Genomic DNA, 15,998 nt, shown 5'->3' with positions numbered 1-15,998 from the left:
CCTCCGCATTGTAGCCGGCGCAAACCGCGCGACTGGAGGACAAGATGCAGAAAATCGTATTGATCACGGCTGCGCTTGCAATGCTCGCAAGCCCGGCTCTCGCTGAGGAATCGAAAACCACTGGCAACGCTCCGGCGGAAGCCAAGTTCTCGACGGTGTCAAAGGACGAGATGTTCTCGTCGAAGCTCAAGGGACTCAACGTCTATAATCAGAAGGACGAGTCGATCGGCGAGATCACCGACCTCGCGATCAAGAACCACCAGGTCGACGCGCTGATCCTGTCGGTCGGCGGCTTCCTCGGCTTGGGCGAGCACTACGTCGCGGTGTCGCCGGCGTCGGTCAACGTCCGCTATGACGAGAAGAACAACAAGTGGCTGGCGTCGATGAACACCACCAAGGACGCGCTGAAGGCCGCGCCGGAATTCAAATATCCGAAGTGAGCTTTCCGCGTTGCAGCCGCCGGCCGCGATGCCGGCGGCTTTTTCATGCCGCCTTCTTGCTTGCCGCGAGATTGGCCAGTTGCCGCAGGATGTCGGTGGTGCCGGCGAGCCGCTCTTCAGGCGTCTCCCAGTCCTGGAAGAACACCACCTTCATGTCAGGCCGCACTTTTGCGGCCTGGCCGTGCTGGCGGATGAAGGCGACCAGCCGCTCCGGATGCGCAAAGCTGTTGTCGCGGAAGGTGATGACACAGCCCTTCGGGCCGGCATCGACCTTCTCGACATTGGCGCGCCGGCAGTAATTCTTGATCGCGGCGACCTTGAAGAGATAGCGCGCTTCGTCCGGCAGCACGCCGAAGCGGTCGCGCAGCTCGGCCGCGAAACTGTCGATCTCCTCATCGGTCTCGAAATCGGCCAGCCGTCGATAGAGCGACAGCCGCACCGACAGGTCCGAGACGTAATCCTCGGGGATCAGCACCGGCATGCCGATCGTGATCTGCGGCGACCAGCGCTCGGCCACCGGCTCGACGATACCGGCCTTCAGGTTGACGATCGCCTCCTCCAGCATCTGCTGGTAGAGCTCGAAGCCGACCTCCTTGATGTGGCCGGACTGTTCCTCGCCGAGCAGGTTGCCGGCGCCGCGGATGTCGAGGTCGTGGGAGGCGAGCTGGAAGCCCGCGCCGAGCGTCTCCAGCGACTGCAGCACGCCGAGCCTTCGCTCGGCCTGCGGAGTGATCTTCTCGCGCGCCGGCAGCGTGAACAGCGCATAGGCGCGCAGCTTCGAACGCCCGACCCGGCCGCGCAATTGATAGAGCTGGGCGAGGCCGAACATGTCGGCGCGATGCACGATCAGCGTGTTGGCGTTGGGGATGTCGAGTCCGGACTCGATGATCGTGGTCGACAGCAGGACGTCGTATTTGCCGTCGTAGAAGGCGGACATGATGTCCTCGATCACGGTCGGCGGCATCTGGCCATGGGCGACGGCGACCTTCATCTCCGGCACGTTCTTGTCGAGGAAATCCTTGACGCCGGCGAGATCCTCGATGCGCGGCACGACATAGAAGGCCTGGCCGCCGCGGTAGCGCTCGCGCAACAGCGCCTCGCGGATCATCAGGGGGTCGTGCGGCGCAACGAAGGTGCGCACCGCGAGCCGGTCGACCGGAGGTGAGGCGATGATCGAGAGCTCCCGCACGCCGGTCAGCGCGAGCTGGAGCGTACGCGGGATCGGGGTGGCGCTGAGCGTCAGCACGTGCACCTCGGCGCGGAGCTGCTTCAGCCGCTCCTTGTGGCTGACCCCGAAATGCTGCTCCTCGTCGACGATCAGAAGGCCGAGATCCTGGAACTTGATCGCCTTGCCGAGCAGCGCGTGGGTGCCGACGACGATGTCGATCGAGCCGTCGGTGATCCCCTTCTTGACCTGCGTCAATTCCTTCGCCGCGACCAGGCGCGAGGCTTGGGCGACGCGGACCGGGAAGCCGCGGAAGCGCTCGGTGAAGGTCCTGGTGTGCTGGCGCGCCAAAAGCGTGGTCGGCACCACGACCGCGACCTGCTTGCCGTCGAGCGCGACGGCAAAGGCGGCGCGCAGGGCGACTTCGGTCTTGCCGAAGCCGACGTCGCCGCAGATCAGCCGGTCCATCGGCCGGCCGCTTTCGAGATCCTGCAGCGTTGCGGTGATGGCGCCGAGCTGGTCCTCGGTCTCGTCGTAGGGGAAACGCGCGCAGAACTCGTCATAGACGCCCGCCTGCACCGGCAGCTTCGGCGCCTCGTGCAGCATGCGCTCGGCCGCGATCTTGATCAGCTCGCCCGCGATCTGGCGGATGCGGTTCTTCAGCTTCGCCTTGCGCGCCTGCCAGCCGCTGCCGCCGAGCCGGTCGAGCTCGACATTGGCCTGGTCCGAGCCGTAGCGCGACAGAAGCTCGATGTTCTCGACCGGCAGGAACAGTTTGGTCTCGCCGGCATAGCGCAGTTCGAGACAGTCGTGCGGCGCGCCGGCGACATCCAGCGTCTGCAGTCCGACGAAGCGGCCGATGCCGTGATCGACATGGACAACGAGATCGCCGGCGCTGAGGCTCGTCACCTCCGAGATGAAATTCTCGAGCTTGCGGCCCGCCTTGCGCGGTCGCACCAGGCGGTCGCCCAGGATATCCTGCTCGCTGATGACGGCGACGTTTTCCGTCTCGAAGCCGCTCTCCATGCCGAGCACCGCCAGCATGGTCTCGTTGCGCGGCGTCGCCTGCACCATGCGCCAGGTGTTGACGCTGGCGAGGTTCGAAAGCTTGTGGTCCGACAGCATGCTGCGCATGCGGTCGCGCGAGCCTTCGCTCCACAGCGCGACCACCACCTTCTTGCGGCTTGCCAGCAGCGCGTGGATATGGCCGACCACGGCCTCGAACACGTTGACGTTGCTGTCGTTGCGTTCGGGCGCGAAACTGCGCCCCTGCCGCGCGCCGATGTCGATCACGTTGTCGGATTCAGGCACCGCGAATGCCGTCAGCCGCGCCAGCGCGGCGTCGCCGAGGTGCCGGCTCCACTCCTCTTCGGTGAGATAGAGCCGGTCCGGTGGCAATGGCTTGTAGATTGCGCCTCCTGACGGATGCGCCAGCGCCTCGCGCCGCGCCTCGTAATAGTCGGCAATCTGCTTGAAGCGTTCGTGCGCGGCGTCCTCGCCCTGCGGCTCGATCACGACGGGGGCGTCGCCAAGATAATCGAACAGGGTGTCCATCCGCTCCCAGAACAGCGGCAGCCAGTGCTCCATGCCGGGATGGCGGCGGCCTTCGCTGACCGCCTCGTAGAGCGCATCGTCGCGCTCGGGCGCGCCGAACTCGGCGACATAGCCCATCCGGAAGCGGCGGATGGTCTCGGTGACGAGCTGGAACTCGGAGATCGGCACCAGATCGAGCGAGCGCATGTCGAGCAGCGTGCGCTGGGTCTCGGCATCGAAGGAGCGGATCGATTCCAGGCTGTCGCCGAAGAAATCGAAGCGCACCGGCTGGTCGAGCCCGGCCGGGAACAGGTCGAGGATGCCGCCGCGCACGGCATATTCGCCGGGCTCTCGCACGGTGGAAGCGCGGTTGTAGCCGTTGTGCTCCAGCCAGGCGATGACCGAATCCATCGGCACCACGTTGCCGGGGGCGACCGACAGCGCTTGCGCCGCCACCGCCTCGCGCGCCGGCACCCGCTGCACGATGGCGTTCACCGTGGTCAGCACGATCAGCGGCTTGTCGCTGCCTGTCAGCCGCGACAGCCGCGCCAGCGTGGTCAACCGCTGTGCCAGGATGCCGCCATGCGGCGACACCCGGTCGTAGGGCTGGCAGTCCCAGGCCGGGAACTGCATGACGGTGAGGTCAGGCGCGAAGAATTCCAGCGCGCGCGCCAATTGCTGCATGCGCCCGCCGTCGCGGCAGACCACGGCGAGACTTACCGCCGGCCGCTTCGGGCGCGCTGCGATCGCGCGCGCCAGGTCGGAGACGACGAGACCTTCGGAGCCCTCGGCGACATTGGCGAGCGTTAGCGCCCGGCCAGGGGCGAGCCGTTCGGCGGGCGACTTGTGCTGCGGCTTCATTGGTCGCGTTCCACGGCGCGGAACGCCTTGATGCGGTCGAACAATGCGCTCTGGTATTCGGCGGCAAGCGGCCTGTCGCCGGTCAGGGCTGCGTAGAGATCGGGATCGGGCACCTCGATCAGGTGCTCGAACTGCGCCAGTTCCGCGTCGCTGAGATCGGTGATCGCCGCATCGGCGAAGCGCCCGAGAATAAGGTCCATCTCGCGCGTGCCGCGGTGCCAGCAGCGAAACAAGAGCCGCTTGCGGCGGTCATCGAGCCCGCCGCTCGATCGTGTCGATCCCGTCATCGGTCAAAAATCCATTTCAACGCCAAAAGCCCGGACGTGCCGGGCGGGGGTGATATAGCGATCGTTCGCGGCGCTGTCAGCAGGTCGCCAAGCAGAACCGCCCGGCTGCGTCGTCATGGCCGGGCATAGCCGCGCCCCGAGGGCAGCTCGCTTCCGCTCGCCCAAGACCCGGCCAATCCACCGCTCGGCCACAAAAAAAGACGTGGATGCCCGGCCCAAGGCCGGGCATGACGGTAAGGAACGGTCTTAGGTTTCCCGATGCGTCCCGCTTTGCTCAATCCGCTGTTTGCCCCGGTCACCCGCCTCTCCGGCGTCGGCCCGAAGCAGGACAAGCTGCTGCGCTATCTGCTCGATCGCGATGATACCCCGCGGCTGATCGATCTCCTGCTGCACCTGCCCTCCAACGTGATCGACCGCCGCGCACGGCCAAAGATCCGCGACGCCGCGCCGGGAACCATGGTGACACTGGAGGTGACAGTCGACCGGCATCGGCCGCCGCCGCCACGCAACCGGCGGGTGCCCTATCTCGTCTATGCCAGCGACGACACCGGCGACGTCGTGCTGACCTATTTCCGGGGCCAGCCGGACTATGTCGAAAAGCTCTTGCCGGTGGGCGCCAAGCGCTACGTGTCGGGCACGCTGCAGATCTACGACGGCGTGCCTCAGATCGTGCATCCGGACCGCGTGGTCGACGAAGCCGGCTTTGCAAAACTGTCCGGGATCGATCCGGTCTATCCGCTGACCGAGGGGCTTGCGCTCGGCTCGCTCAAGCGCGCCATCGCAGCCGCCTTGCAGCGGATGCCCGAGCTGCCCGAGTGGATCAGCCCGGACGTGCTGCGCCGCTGCCATTTTCCGCCGTTCCGGGAGGCAGTGACCCGCGTCCATGTCCCGGTCGAGCTGACCGACGTGCTGCCCGACCATGCCTACTGGTCGCGGCTTGCCTTCGACGAGCTGCTCGCCGGCCAGCTCGCGCTGGCGCTGGTGCGCGCGCAATTGCGCCGGCCCGCGGGCAACCGCCACGCCGGCGACGGCCATCTGCGGCGCAGGATCATCGACGCCCTGCCCTACGCGCTGACGCCCTCGCAGCAAAAGGCGGCGGCGGCGATCGCGGAGGATCTGCGTCAGCCGGTGCGCATGCTGCGGCTGTTGCAGGGCGATGTCGGCTCCGGCAAGACGGTGGTGGCGCTGCTGGCAGCGGCCGCGGTGGCGGAAGTCGGCCGGCAGGCGGCGCTGATGGCGCCGACCGAGATCCTGGCGCGGCAACATGCCAAGACCATCGCGCCGCTGGCCGAACGCGCCGGAATTCGCGTCGCGATCCTCACCGGCCGCGAGAAAGGCAAGGAGCGCCGCGAATTATTGGCCCGGCTCGAGGCCGGCGAGATCGATCTCCTGGTCGGCACGCATGCGCTGATCCAGGACGACGTCATCTTCAAGGCCCTGGCGCTTGCCATCGTCGACGAGCAGCATCGTTTCGGCGTGCGCGAGCGTCTCGCGCTGACCTCGAAGGGCGAAGCGGTCGACGTGCTGGTGCTCAGCGCAACCCCGATCCCGCGCACGCTGGTGCTGACCTATTTCGGCGACATGGATGTCTCGGAATTGCGGGAGAAGCCGGCCGGCCGCCAGCCGATCGATACCCGCGCGGTTCCGGCGAGCCGGATCAGCGAGGTGGTCGACGCCGTCGGCCGCGCGCTCGCTGCTGGAAAGCGTGTCTACTGGATCTGCCCGCTGGTCGAGGAATCCGAGGCCGAGGGCACCGATCATCTGACCAACGCGACTAAGCGCTTCGAGAGCCTGCAAAAGCGCTTCGGCGACCAGGTCGGTCTCGTGCACGGCCAGATGAAGGGCGCGGAGAAGGACCGCGTGATGGCGCAGTTTGCATCAGGCGAGATCGGGCTCCTGGTTGCGACGACAGTGGTCGAGGTCGGCGTCGACGTTCCCGCCGCGACCATCATGGTGATCGAGAACGCCGAGCGCTTCGGGCTCGCGCAACTCCACCAGTTGCGCGGCCGCATCGGCCGCGGCTCGGAAGCCTCCACCTGCCTCCTGCTCTACCGCGAGCCGCTGAACGAGATGTCGAAGGCGCGGCTCTCCGTGATCCGCGAAACCACGGATGGTTTCCGCATCGCTGAGGAGGACCTTAAGCTGCGCGGCGAAGGCGACGTGCTCGGCGTGCGCCAGAGCGGCCTTCCCGGCTACCGGATCGCCCGGCCGGAGGTGCATGGACAGCTGATCAAGCAGGCGCGCGAGGACGCGCTACGCATCATGAAGGAGAACCCGAAGCTTGCGGGCAAGCAGGGCGAGGCGTTGCGCGTTTTGCTTTATCTGTTCGAGCGCGACGAGGCGATTCCGCTGATCGGCGCGGGGTAGATCGAGGTGACGTCGTTGCGGGATGCGCGAAGCGCAAACCTCACGCGCGTAGTTGCGCCGGCGGGGAACCTCGAGATTCCGGGCTCGCTCGTCTTACTCGCGCCCCGGAATGACGCTTCGCCTCACTCCACCTTCGCTGGCTGCGGCTGCAGGGGTCTCGCGCTGTTGGCCGCGCGCGCGGCATTGGCCATGCCGGCAAGGGCTGCGACCTTCTTCTGCGGATCGGAGCCCGGCTGCACCACGCCCGCCGACATGATCAGGGTTGCGGCATCTTCCGTGCTCATCTCGACCTCGATGATCTTGCTCTTCGGCACGTAGAAGAAGAAGCCGGTGGTCGGGTTCGGCGCGCAGGGCAGAAAAACCGAAATGTGCTCCTCCTGCCCCGGCAGGCTCCGCGACACCTCCGGGCTTGGCGATTGCGAGATCAGCACGATCGACCACATGCCGGGCGAGGGAAACTCGACAAGGCCAACGCGGCGGAAGCTCGAGCCATGGCCGGAGAACAGCGTTTCGAACACCTGCTTCAAACCGCGATAGATCGCGCGCACCGCCGGGATGCGCCCAAGGATCTTTTCGCCGAGGTCGACTAGCGTGCGGCCGATCAGGTTCGCGGTGAGGAAACCGAGCAGTGTCAGCGCAATCACGGCGACGATCAGCCCGGAACCCGGTAGGCCGAACGGCAGGTAGGTCTCCGGGCGATAGGCGATCGGCACGAACGGCCTGACCAGCCCGTCGACCCAGGTGACGAACCACCAGGTCAAATAGAAGGTAATTGCAATCGGGCCGGCCACGACGAGGCCGGTGAGGAAATACTTGCGGAAGCGGGCCATCAGGCCCGATGGAGCGGCCGGTGGCTGCTCGCCGGGGGTAACCGGCGGGGGTAGATCGGGGGTCATTCGGGTTCCAAATCGGTCCAGAATGTCAGTTAGGGTCTTCTAGCAGGTTTTGGAAGACCACCGCGACCATTAGACCGCGACCGCGTTACTCAACCGTGACGGATTTGGCCAGGTTGCGCGGCTGATCGACGTCTGTCCCCATCACCACCGCGGTGTGATAGGCGAGCAACTGCACCGGCACGGCGTAGACCATCGGCGAGAAAGTAGCTGCCATGTCCGGCAGCACGATCGTAACCAGCGACTGCATGGCGGCCTCCGCCGCACCCTTGGCGTCGGTCATCAGGATGATGTTGCCGCCGCGCGCCGCAACCTCCTGCATGTTCGAGACGGTCTTTTCGAATACGCCGTCATGCGGCGCGATCACCACGACCGGCACGTTCTCGTCGATCAGCGCGATCGGACCGTGCTTGAGCTCGCCGGCGGCATAACCCTCGGCGTGGATGTAGGAGATTTCCTTCAGCTTCAGCGCGCCTTCGAGCGCCAGCGGGAAGCTGGTGCCGCGCCCGAGATAGAGCACGTCCTTGGATTTCGCGAGCTCGCGCGACAGCTTTTCGATCTGCGCCTCGGTCGCAAGTGCGGCCGCCATCAGGCGCGGGATTTCGATCAGGCCGCGGACCAGTTTCGCTTCGTCCGCATCGGACAATTCGCCCCGCGCCTTGCCGGCCGCGATCGCCAGCGCCGCCAGCACCATGAGCTGGCAGGTGAAGGCCTTGGTCGAGGCGACGCCGATCTCGGGTCCGGCGAGCGTCTGCACCACGGTTTCGCTTTCCCGGGCGATCGTCGAGGTCGGCACATTGACGACGGAGAGCGTATGCAGCCCCTGCGCCTTGGCGTAGCGCAGCGCCGCCAGCGTGTCGGCGGTCTCGCCCGATTGCGAAATGAAGATCGCGAGATCGCCCTTGTGCAGCGGCGCCTCGCGGTAGCGGAACTCGGAGGCGATATCGATCTCGACCGGCACGCGCGCCAGCCGCTCGAACCAGTATTTGGCGACATAGCCGGCATAGTTCGCGGTGCCGCAGGCGGTGATCGAGATGTGCCGGATATCCTTGAAATCGAACGGCAGCTTGATCGGCAGCGCGACGCGCTCGGTCGCCATGTCGACATAACGCGCCAGCGTGTGGCCGACCACTTCCGGCTGCTCGTGGATCTCCTTCGCCATGAAATGGCGGTAGTTCGCCTTGTCGACCAGGAAGGACGAGGCGCCCGACTTCAGCACCTCGCGGTTCACCACCGCGCCGTGCGCGTCGTGGATCACGGCGACCTCGCGGGTCAGCACCACCCAGTCGCCGTCCTCGAGATAGCTGATGGTGTCGGTGAAGGGCGCGAGCGCAATCGCGTCCGAGCCGAGATACATCTCACCGTCGCCATGGCCGACCGCGAGCGGCGAGCCCTTGCGGGCGCCGATCAGGAGATTGTTGTGGCCCCTGAACAGGAAGGCAAGCGCGAACGCACCCTTGAGCCGCGGCAGCGACGCCTTCACTGCTTCCTGCGGCGACAATCCCTTCAAAAGATACGAGTTGACGAGATGGGCGACCACCTCGGTATCCGTCTCGCTGTCGAATCTCGCACCGCTCTTTTCCAGCTCGAGCCGCAGCTCGCGGAAATTCTCGATGATGCCGTTGTGGACGACCGCGACATTGTCGGTCGCGTGCGGGTGGGCGTTGCTCTCATTCGGCTTGCCGTGCGTGGCCCAGCGCGTGTGCCCGATGCCGCTATGGCCGGACAACGGATCGGCGCGCAGCCGTGCCTCGAGGTTTTTCAGCTTGCCCTCGGCGCGGCGGCGATCGAGATGATCGCCCTCGAGCGTGGCGACGCCCGCGGAATCATAGCCGCGATATTCGAGGCGCTTGAGCGAATCGACCAGTTGCTCCGCGACGGGAGCGCGACCGAGAATGCCGATGATGCCGCACATGTCGGATCAATATCCCCCAATCGACTAAATTGCGTCGAAAACCCGCGCCTCTCTTAGCGAAAATCGAAAGGCCGCTGATACTCAATAATTATTGCGGATTGAGACACTATTAAGCGGAAGCCTTAACGGGCGTTTCTGCCTCGCAATGGAGGCTCGCCAAATGAAGGATGCCACCAATCGCTCACAAGTCCGCAAGGGCACAGTCTACCGGCACGCACGGGCCGAAGAGACCTTCGGCACGCATCTGGCGCACTGGCCGCCGCCGCTGCTCGCGCAGGCGGCCCAGCCGCTCATCATCAAGCACCGACCGGGCGAGCCGGCCAAGCGCGCCACGTCGCGGGGCTGGCGCCTGACGCGGGCTATTTTCGCTGAATTCGCCGACGAGGGATAGGGCTTTGACGGCTCGTCACTTGCCTTTCGGCGTCTTGTCGCGGGTCTTCAACTCGCGATAGCGCGTCGCTCCCCCCTCGCGATTGCTCTGTGGACTGCGCTCGACCGCCATGGCGTTCTCAGGCACGTCCCTGGTGATGACGGAGCCCGAGCCGATATAGGCGCCGTTGCCGATCTTCACCGGCGCCACCAGCGAGGAATTGGTGCCGACGAAAGCGCCCTGCCCGATCGTGGTCTTGTGCTTGGAGAAGCCGTCGTAGTTGCAGGTGATGGTGCCGGCGCCGATGTTGGAATTGGCGCCGACCGTGGCGTCGCCGATATAGGAGAGATGGTTGACCTTGACACCGGCCTCAAGCGTTGCGGCCTTGGTCTCCACGAAATTGCCGATCCTGGCCCCGTCGCCCAGCGACGTGCCGGGCCTGAGCCGCGCATAGGGCCCGACGGAGGCGTTCCTGCCGATCGAAGCCTGCACGACGTGCGAGAAGGAATGGATCACGGCGCCATCCGCTATCGACACCCCGGGGCCGATCACGACGAACGGCTCGATGGTGACGTCCTTGCCGAATGTGGTGTCGGCGGCAAGAAAGACGGTTTCCGGCGCGATCAGCGTGACGCCCGCCTCCAGCGCGGCCTGGCGCAGCCGCGCCTGCATCACGCCTTCCGCTTCCGCGAGCTGCGCCTTGGTGTTGATGCCGCGCACTTCGTCTTCGTTGGTTTCGATCACGACAGCCTCCAATCCGAGGTCGCGGACAATCGCGACGGCATCGACCAGGTAATATTCGCGCTTGCTGTTGGCATTGCCGATCCTGTCCAGGATTTCGAGCGCACGCTTGCCGTCGAACGCCATCACGCCGGCGTTGCACAGCGTCATCTTGCGCTCCTCGGGGCTGGCATCGGCGTGCTCGCGGATCGCGACCAGATGCTCGCCTTCGATCACGAGCCGCCCGTAGCCGGTCGGATCGGCGGCGCGGAAGCCGAGCACGGCCAGCGCGGCGCCGTTCTTCAGCGGCGCGCGTAGCCGGGCAAAAGTCTCACCCGAAATCAGCGGCGTGTCGCCGAAGGCGACCAGGAGGTCGTCGGGCTTCCTGGCGAGTGCCTCGCGGGCGGCGAGCACTGCATGCGCGGTGCCGAGCCGCTCGCGCTGGACGAAGGTTCTGGCGTCGGGGCGGAGGCGTTTTACCTCCTGCTCGACCGCCTGCTGGTCCGGCCCGATCACGACCGCAAGCGACGCGCCCGGCCCCGCCGAGCTTGCGGCAAGCACATGCGCAAGCAGCGACTGGCCTGCGACCGGATGCAGCACCTTCGGCAGGCTTGAGCGCATCCGCGTGCCCTCGCCGGCCGCGAGCACCACCGTCAGGCTGGATCGATCGGTCATCTCTGTCCTTTTCCCCGGGGGCACGCCGCCCGCTAGTGGTCCAATTCCAACATTCGCATCCCATTTGCAGCGGGCACTTTTGCGAACGTTGGAATTAAAGGACCACTAGCAAATATTTGATCCAAGTGGAGCTTTGGATTTGACGTTCGCATTGGCGGCTGGCGGGTGGCGGACGTCAAATCCGCTCCACTCGGGTAGCGTCATAAGCCGTTTTCCGCTCGCCGCAAACCGGAGGGATTCAAGGTGGCGGCGGTTTTCCTGTTAAGGTTTGTGCGTGATTCGGGAGGGCTCGGCGGGGCCGAAACAGGGAATGGCGAAGAATTCCGACCACTCGGCGGCCAGCCTGCAAAAAGCAGGCGGCGCGTCATCAGGGCTTTTTGCCGAGGAGAACGAGTTCGATCGCCGCACGCTCTGGCGCCTCGGCTCGTGGGGCGCCGCAGCAGTCGCCGCGGTCGTGGTGGCCGTGATCACCAACCAGTCCTCGCTCGGGTGGCGCCGCGACCAGCTTGCGGCGGCGGAACTGGTGCGGCAGGCCCAGCAGATGCAGGCGGTTGCGCGCGAAAGCCAGGGCGAGACGCGGCGGTTGGCATCTGCCATCGACACGCTCAACGGCGACCGCGACCGCCTCTATGCGCGCGTGACCGTGCTTGAGCAGGGCCTCGATTCCGTGACCGGCGCGCTCGCGCGGCAAAGCGTGGCACCGCCACCTGCGCAGGCCATCCCGTCTGCTGGCGAGTCGCCCCTATCGCTGCCGGCCGTGGCGGCGACGCCCACAGTAGCCCCTGTTGGCTCGACCGTGCTTGCCAAGGTCGATCCGACCGCGAAGCCCGAGCGGCCGCGGCCCGAGGCGGTCACGTCCGACCACGGTGCGGCGGCGCCAAAGCCGCAGGCGGCCAATCCGCCAACCGCCCCCGCTGCGATGCCGACAGCCCCCCTGGTCGCCTCGAAGTCGATCATGGCCCCGCCCGACCCTGGCGCTCCCAGGCTCGTCGAGCCGGAAAAGGCCTCCGCCAAGACCGAGCCGAACAAGACCGAGCCGAACAAGCCTGAACTGGCCAAATCTGAACCCGCCAAATCTGAATCGATAAGGTCTGATCCAGCCAAGTCTGAACCAATCAAGGCGGAAGTCGCGAAGGCCGAGCCGGCAAGGGCCGAGCCGCCATTTACGGCGACCGACATCGCCTCTACCGCGCCGAAAGAACCTGACGGCGCGAGTCCGCCGGCGGTGCCGGTGCAGCGGACCGAGTTTGCCGTCGATGTCGGCAGCGCCAATTCGATCGGCGGCCTGCGCGCGCTGTGGCGCGGCCTGGTGAAGTCGAATGCGGACCTCGCAAGCCTCCGCCCGATCATCATGGTCAAGGAAAGCAACACCGGGCTCGGGATGCAGCTTCACCTTGGCGCGGGCCCGCTGACCGACGCCGCGGCCGCGGCGAAGATCTGCGCCGCGCTGATCGAGAGCCAGCGCAGTTGCGAGACCGCCGTATTCGACGGCCAGCGCCTCGCGCTGAACGCCGACGAGCCGCGCGCACCGGCAAGGCCCGCACCGAGCCAGCACCGGCGCGGCTACTATCCCAAGCACGGCAAGAAAGAGGATCCGCCTGCGCCGCCGCCCGCGCCCAAGCCGGAGCCCTCGGCGTTGTCGCGCTTGTTCAACCGATAGGCGCAGACGCCAGCAATATCAGCTGCTTGAGCAACGCTTCTTAAGCATTTTGGAGGGTGGTTGTGCGCCCACCCATTCCCCGCCATATTCGCCGCATGACCAAGAAACCGTTCCGCCTCACGCCCTACCAGGTACAGTTCCTGCTGATCGTCGGCTTCGTCACCGTCGGCTATGCGCTCTATCTGCGTTACCTCGCGGTCGAGTTCTCGCAGGTGGCGCTCGCCTGCGACGCCGGCCTGCAGACCCTGCTGTGCAAGAGCCGCGCGGTCGCGACCTCACTGTTCAAGAACTCGGTGTTCGGCACCGTCGCGCTCGTGATCGCTGTGCTGCACGTGATCCGGCCCTCGATCGTGCTGCTCACCGGCGGCCTGATCGCGGCCTGCCTCGGGATCGTGCTCTACAACGTCGCGCTGTCGGGGCTCGCAATCGGGCTGCTCATTTTGGGATTTGCACGGCCCGCGCCCGCCACAGCGTAAGCGCGAACAACAGGTAGATCGCGCAGGTCCACATCGACTGCCAGTTGTCACGGCCCTCGTTGAAGCCGACATACAGCGCCGAGACCGCGAGCAGCCCCGCGAACACGCTTTCGGCGATGGGGCGACTGCCCTCCTGCGGGCGGTTGAGTGCGAGCGTTGCGAACGGGATCACCGCCATCGACAGCGCCGCATAGGGGAAATCGCGGTAGCGCGGATCGAACACGAAGCCGAGCGCGGTCTCGCCGCCGATCAGCGCAGCAACGATCAGGGCAGCCCCGAGCAGGAAGGTCGGGACCGATTTGCTGCGGCCCTCGCGCGGGCCGAGCAGTTCGAGCAAGGTCGGCAGCGGTCGTCCGCGCATCAGCGCATGGGCGCAAAGCAACGGCGAGACGATGCCCGCGGCGAGCAGCGCACCCCATTGCAGCCAGCCACCGATGCCGTAGCTCTCGTAGAACATCTTGTCAGCGGCGATGCCGAGCAGGATGCCGCCCGTGGTCGCCGAAACCGCCACCGCGATCCAGGAGGATGGGCGCGGCGTCCACGGCCGGCGCCGCAACGTCAGGCCCGCGACCGCGAACACCAGCACGCTCAGCACGAGCCCGGCGCCCATCTGCCATTTCCACAGCGGGAAATTGCTGATCGGCTCGCCCGGCGGGTATTTCAGCGCGCGGCGCGCCGAATCGAACAGGCCCCAATAGCCGCCGACCGTGCCCTCGAGCTGGCGCTTCCAGGGCTGGTCATAGGCCTCGATCAGGTTGACGCGAAAATTCTCGGCCTTGGCCAGCTGGAGTATTTCGGAGACCACGCGCGCCTGGTTGGTCCGCGACGGCAGCGCGCCTTCGCGCATCCGCCCTTCGCTCGGCCAGCCGGTCTCCCCGATCAGGATCTCCTTGCCGGGAAATGTCACCGCCATCTGCTGGCGGATCGAATTGACATGGATGGCGGCGAACTTGGCGCGGATCGGGAAGTCTTCCCAATAGGGCAGGATGTGGATCGTGACGAAATCGACGGTGTCGTAGATTTCGCGATTCTTCAGCCAGTATTCCCAGACGTCGGCATAGGTCACCGGCACGGTCACCTGCGCCTTCACCGAACGGATGATGGCGGCAAGATCGGTGGTGGTCATTTCGCCGCGCAGCAAGACCTCGTTGCCGACAACCAGCGCGGTGATCACGGACGGAAATTGCTTGGTGAGGTGGACCGCGGTCGATATCTGGTTCGCGTTCTTGAGACGGTCGCTGCCGAGCCAGATGCCCTGGATCACCTTCAAGCCGACCTTGGCGGCTTCCGCCGGCACCTGGTCGAGCCCGTTTTCGATGGAATAGGTGCGGACGCAGTCCGATATCTTGGCAAGCTGCGCCAGATCCTGGGCGATCTGCTCGGCCGGGATATGCGTGGTCGGCTGCAGCGGCGTCTGGCTGTCGCGGAACGGCGCGTAGGATACGCACAACAGCTTTGCGTTGGGATCGATGGGCGCCCGCGCGAGCATGATGGGCGTGGCCAGCCACCACCACACGGCAGCAATCGCACCCAGTGAAACGAGCAGAAGCGCCAGTGGCGTACGAAAAGAAATCGGTTCCCTCCTCCGGGCAAGGAAGCGTCGATTAGCGGGTCAGCGGCGTTCTGCCAAGAGGTGGAAAAGGACAACGGTATCCGGCGCGCGTTTTACCACGAACCGACAAAGTTGTGACTTTGCTGGACAAAATGCCAAATACCCGGCATCAGATCGGGGTCATTTGAGTCCGCCGCATTGGGGACCTAATTGAACGTCATCAAGCCGGCGCTCGCCAAAAGCCGCCGGCCGGCGGACCGCCAACCACACCGGGGAATTCATGCGTCGTCGACGGGTGCTTCAGCTTCACAGTACGGTCCTGCGTCAGCTTGCGGTCCCCGCCCTCGCCCTCCTGCTTGGCGCCGGCAGCGCCTTCGGCCAGAGCGGCGACATCCGCGCCCAGGACCAGTCGGGCAAGCCCGCCGCCAACGCAACTGACGCCGCCAAGGAGAACCAGCGCCGCAGCGACCAGTTCTCCGAGGCCGCGCAGGCCATCAATGGCCCGGCCGGCAATCCCGAATGCGTCTGGCTCGGGCGCCGGGTGGTCCAGCTCATGTACCGCGACGATCTCGACACCGCCTTCCGCCACCTCGATCTCTATGACCGGTTCGGCTGCCCGGGCGGCCACGTGCAGGCGACGTTTCGCTGCCTGACCCGCTTCTTCGGCGAAATCGACGACAAGGTGCCGGACAGCCTGTCCCGCCGGGTCCATGCCTGCTGGATCAATCCGGGCGCGCAGCCGCAGGCCGCGGCGGCCGCAACGCCGCCCGCCGCCCCGGCTGCGACATCGGGTAGCGCCGCCGCACCCGCCCCTGCCGCGGGCGCACCGCCTGCCGCGGCTGCTCCCGCCAAATAGCGTTCAGCAAGCGTTCAGGCCAGAGTGGTCAAACGAACGAACGGTCGGCACGATGGTGCCGAGCCGTCGTGCGAAAATCGCGGAAAGAGGTTGCCGCGACAAGCGACCGGAATCACATTAGGAACGATCGGAAAATTGAGCGGTTGGCTTGGTCTTCGGCCCGAGCGCCCTGAAAACGCCATGGCGTCATACCAGTTGTTAAAACGCGTGGCAGAGATATGCTCGATT

Annotated in this window: 12 protein-coding genes; 6 read left to right on the top strand and 6 right to left on the bottom strand. The window is 66.0% G+C overall.

Going from position 1 to position 15,998, the window contains the following annotated elements; genetic code table 11:
* Positions 1 to 44: 44 nt before the first annotated feature.
* On the top strand, positions 45 to 440 hold the full coding sequence (locus QOU61_RS18675) for a PRC-barrel domain-containing protein (RefSeq protein WP_289652677.1): 396 nt from the start codon (positions 45 to 47) through the stop codon (positions 438 to 440).
* A 43-nt stretch (positions 441 to 483) separates the two neighbouring features.
* Here the strand turns inward: QOU61_RS18675 and mfd are convergent, their stop codons facing one another.
* Together mfd and QOU61_RS18665 are read right to left on the bottom strand one after the other, a co-directional pair.
* Positions 484 to 3,999 (bottom strand): transcription-repair coupling factor, encoded by a 3,516-nt coding sequence (mfd, locus tag QOU61_RS18670; protein ID WP_289652676.1) that lies wholly within the window; start codon positions 3,997 to 3,999, stop codon positions 484 to 486.
* Complete coding sequence (locus QOU61_RS18665; RefSeq protein WP_289652675.1) at positions 3,996 to 4,286, bottom strand: FAD assembly factor SdhE; 291 nt, start codon at positions 4,284 to 4,286, stop codon at positions 3,996 to 3,998. Before QOU61_RS18665 ends, mfd begins: the two co-directional genes overlap by 4 nt.
* A 258-nt stretch (positions 4,287 to 4,544) precedes the next feature.
* Between QOU61_RS18665 and recG the strand changes: the two genes are divergently transcribed.
* Positions 4,545 to 6,653 carry an ATP-dependent DNA helicase RecG gene (gene recG / locus QOU61_RS18660; RefSeq protein ID WP_289652674.1) on the top strand — a complete coding sequence of 703 codons (2,109 nt, stop codon included), beginning with the start codon at positions 4,545 to 4,547 and terminating at the stop codon, positions 6,651 to 6,653.
* A 122-nt stretch (positions 6,654 to 6,775) separates the two neighbouring features.
* Here recG and QOU61_RS18655 read toward each other — a convergent pair whose 3' ends face one another.
* Positions 6,776 to 7,549: a DUF502 domain-containing protein gene (locus QOU61_RS18655; protein ID WP_289652673.1), complete on the bottom strand. Its 774-nt coding sequence runs from the start codon at positions 7,547 to 7,549 to the stop codon at positions 6,776 to 6,778.
* 85 nt (positions 7,550 to 7,634) lie between these two features.
* On the bottom strand, positions 7,635 to 9,461 hold the full coding sequence (gene glmS, locus QOU61_RS18650) for a glutamine--fructose-6-phosphate transaminase (isomerizing) (RefSeq protein WP_289652672.1): 1,827 nt from the start codon (positions 9,459 to 9,461) through the stop codon (positions 7,635 to 7,637).
* A gap of 160 nt (positions 9,462 to 9,621) precedes the next feature.
* On the opposite strand from glmS, the gene QOU61_RS18645 reads away from it, so the two are divergent.
* On the top strand, positions 9,622 to 9,852 hold the full coding sequence (locus tag QOU61_RS18645) for a hypothetical protein (protein ID WP_289652671.1): 231 nt from the start codon (positions 9,622 to 9,624) through the stop codon (positions 9,850 to 9,852).
* Positions 9,853 to 9,867: 15 nt separating this feature from the next.
* Here the strand turns inward: QOU61_RS18645 and glmU are convergent, their stop codons facing one another.
* The gene (gene glmU / locus QOU61_RS18640; protein ID WP_289652670.1) at positions 9,868 to 11,226 is read right to left on the bottom strand and encodes a bifunctional UDP-N-acetylglucosamine diphosphorylase/glucosamine-1-phosphate N-acetyltransferase GlmU; all 1,359 of its coding nucleotides are present in this window, start codon (positions 11,224 to 11,226) and stop codon (positions 9,868 to 9,870) included.
* Between the two features lie 310 nt (positions 11,227 to 11,536).
* On the opposite strand from glmU, the gene QOU61_RS18635 reads away from it, so the two are divergent.
* Both QOU61_RS18635 and QOU61_RS18630 read left to right on the top strand, forming a co-directional pair.
* A complete protein-coding gene (locus QOU61_RS18635) occupies positions 11,537 to 12,886 on the top strand; it encodes a hypothetical protein (protein ID WP_289652669.1) in 1,350 nt (449 codons plus the stop codon).
* Positions 12,887 to 12,981: 95 nt separating this feature from the next.
* Positions 12,982 to 13,362, top strand: coding sequence for a hypothetical protein (locus tag QOU61_RS18630; RefSeq protein ID WP_289652668.1), 381 nt, complete (start codon positions 12,982 to 12,984; stop codon positions 13,360 to 13,362).
* Here the strand turns inward: QOU61_RS18630 and QOU61_RS18625 are convergent.
* Positions 13,322 to 14,851 (bottom strand): glycoside hydrolase family 17 protein, encoded by a 1,530-nt coding sequence (locus QOU61_RS18625; protein WP_289661589.1) that lies wholly within the window; start codon positions 14,849 to 14,851, stop codon positions 13,322 to 13,324. The two genes, QOU61_RS18630 and QOU61_RS18625, sit on opposite strands and share 41 nt — an antisense overlap.
* A 343-nt stretch (positions 14,852 to 15,194) precedes the next feature.
* On the opposite strand from QOU61_RS18625, the gene QOU61_RS18620 reads away from it, so the two are divergent.
* On the top strand, positions 15,195 to 15,770 hold the full coding sequence (locus QOU61_RS18620; protein WP_289652667.1) for a beta-1-3, beta-1-6-glucan biosynthesis protein: 576 nt from the start codon (positions 15,195 to 15,197) through the stop codon (positions 15,768 to 15,770).
* Positions 15,771 to 15,998 lie beyond the last annotated feature (228 nt).

This window comes from Bradyrhizobium sp. NP1 (assembly GCF_030378205.1).
In the GTDB taxonomy this organism is placed as follows: domain Bacteria; phylum Pseudomonadota; class Alphaproteobacteria; order Rhizobiales; family Xanthobacteraceae; genus Bradyrhizobium.
Note: the sequence above shows the minus strand (reverse complement) of the source record. Positions and strands in the feature narration are given on the sequence as shown.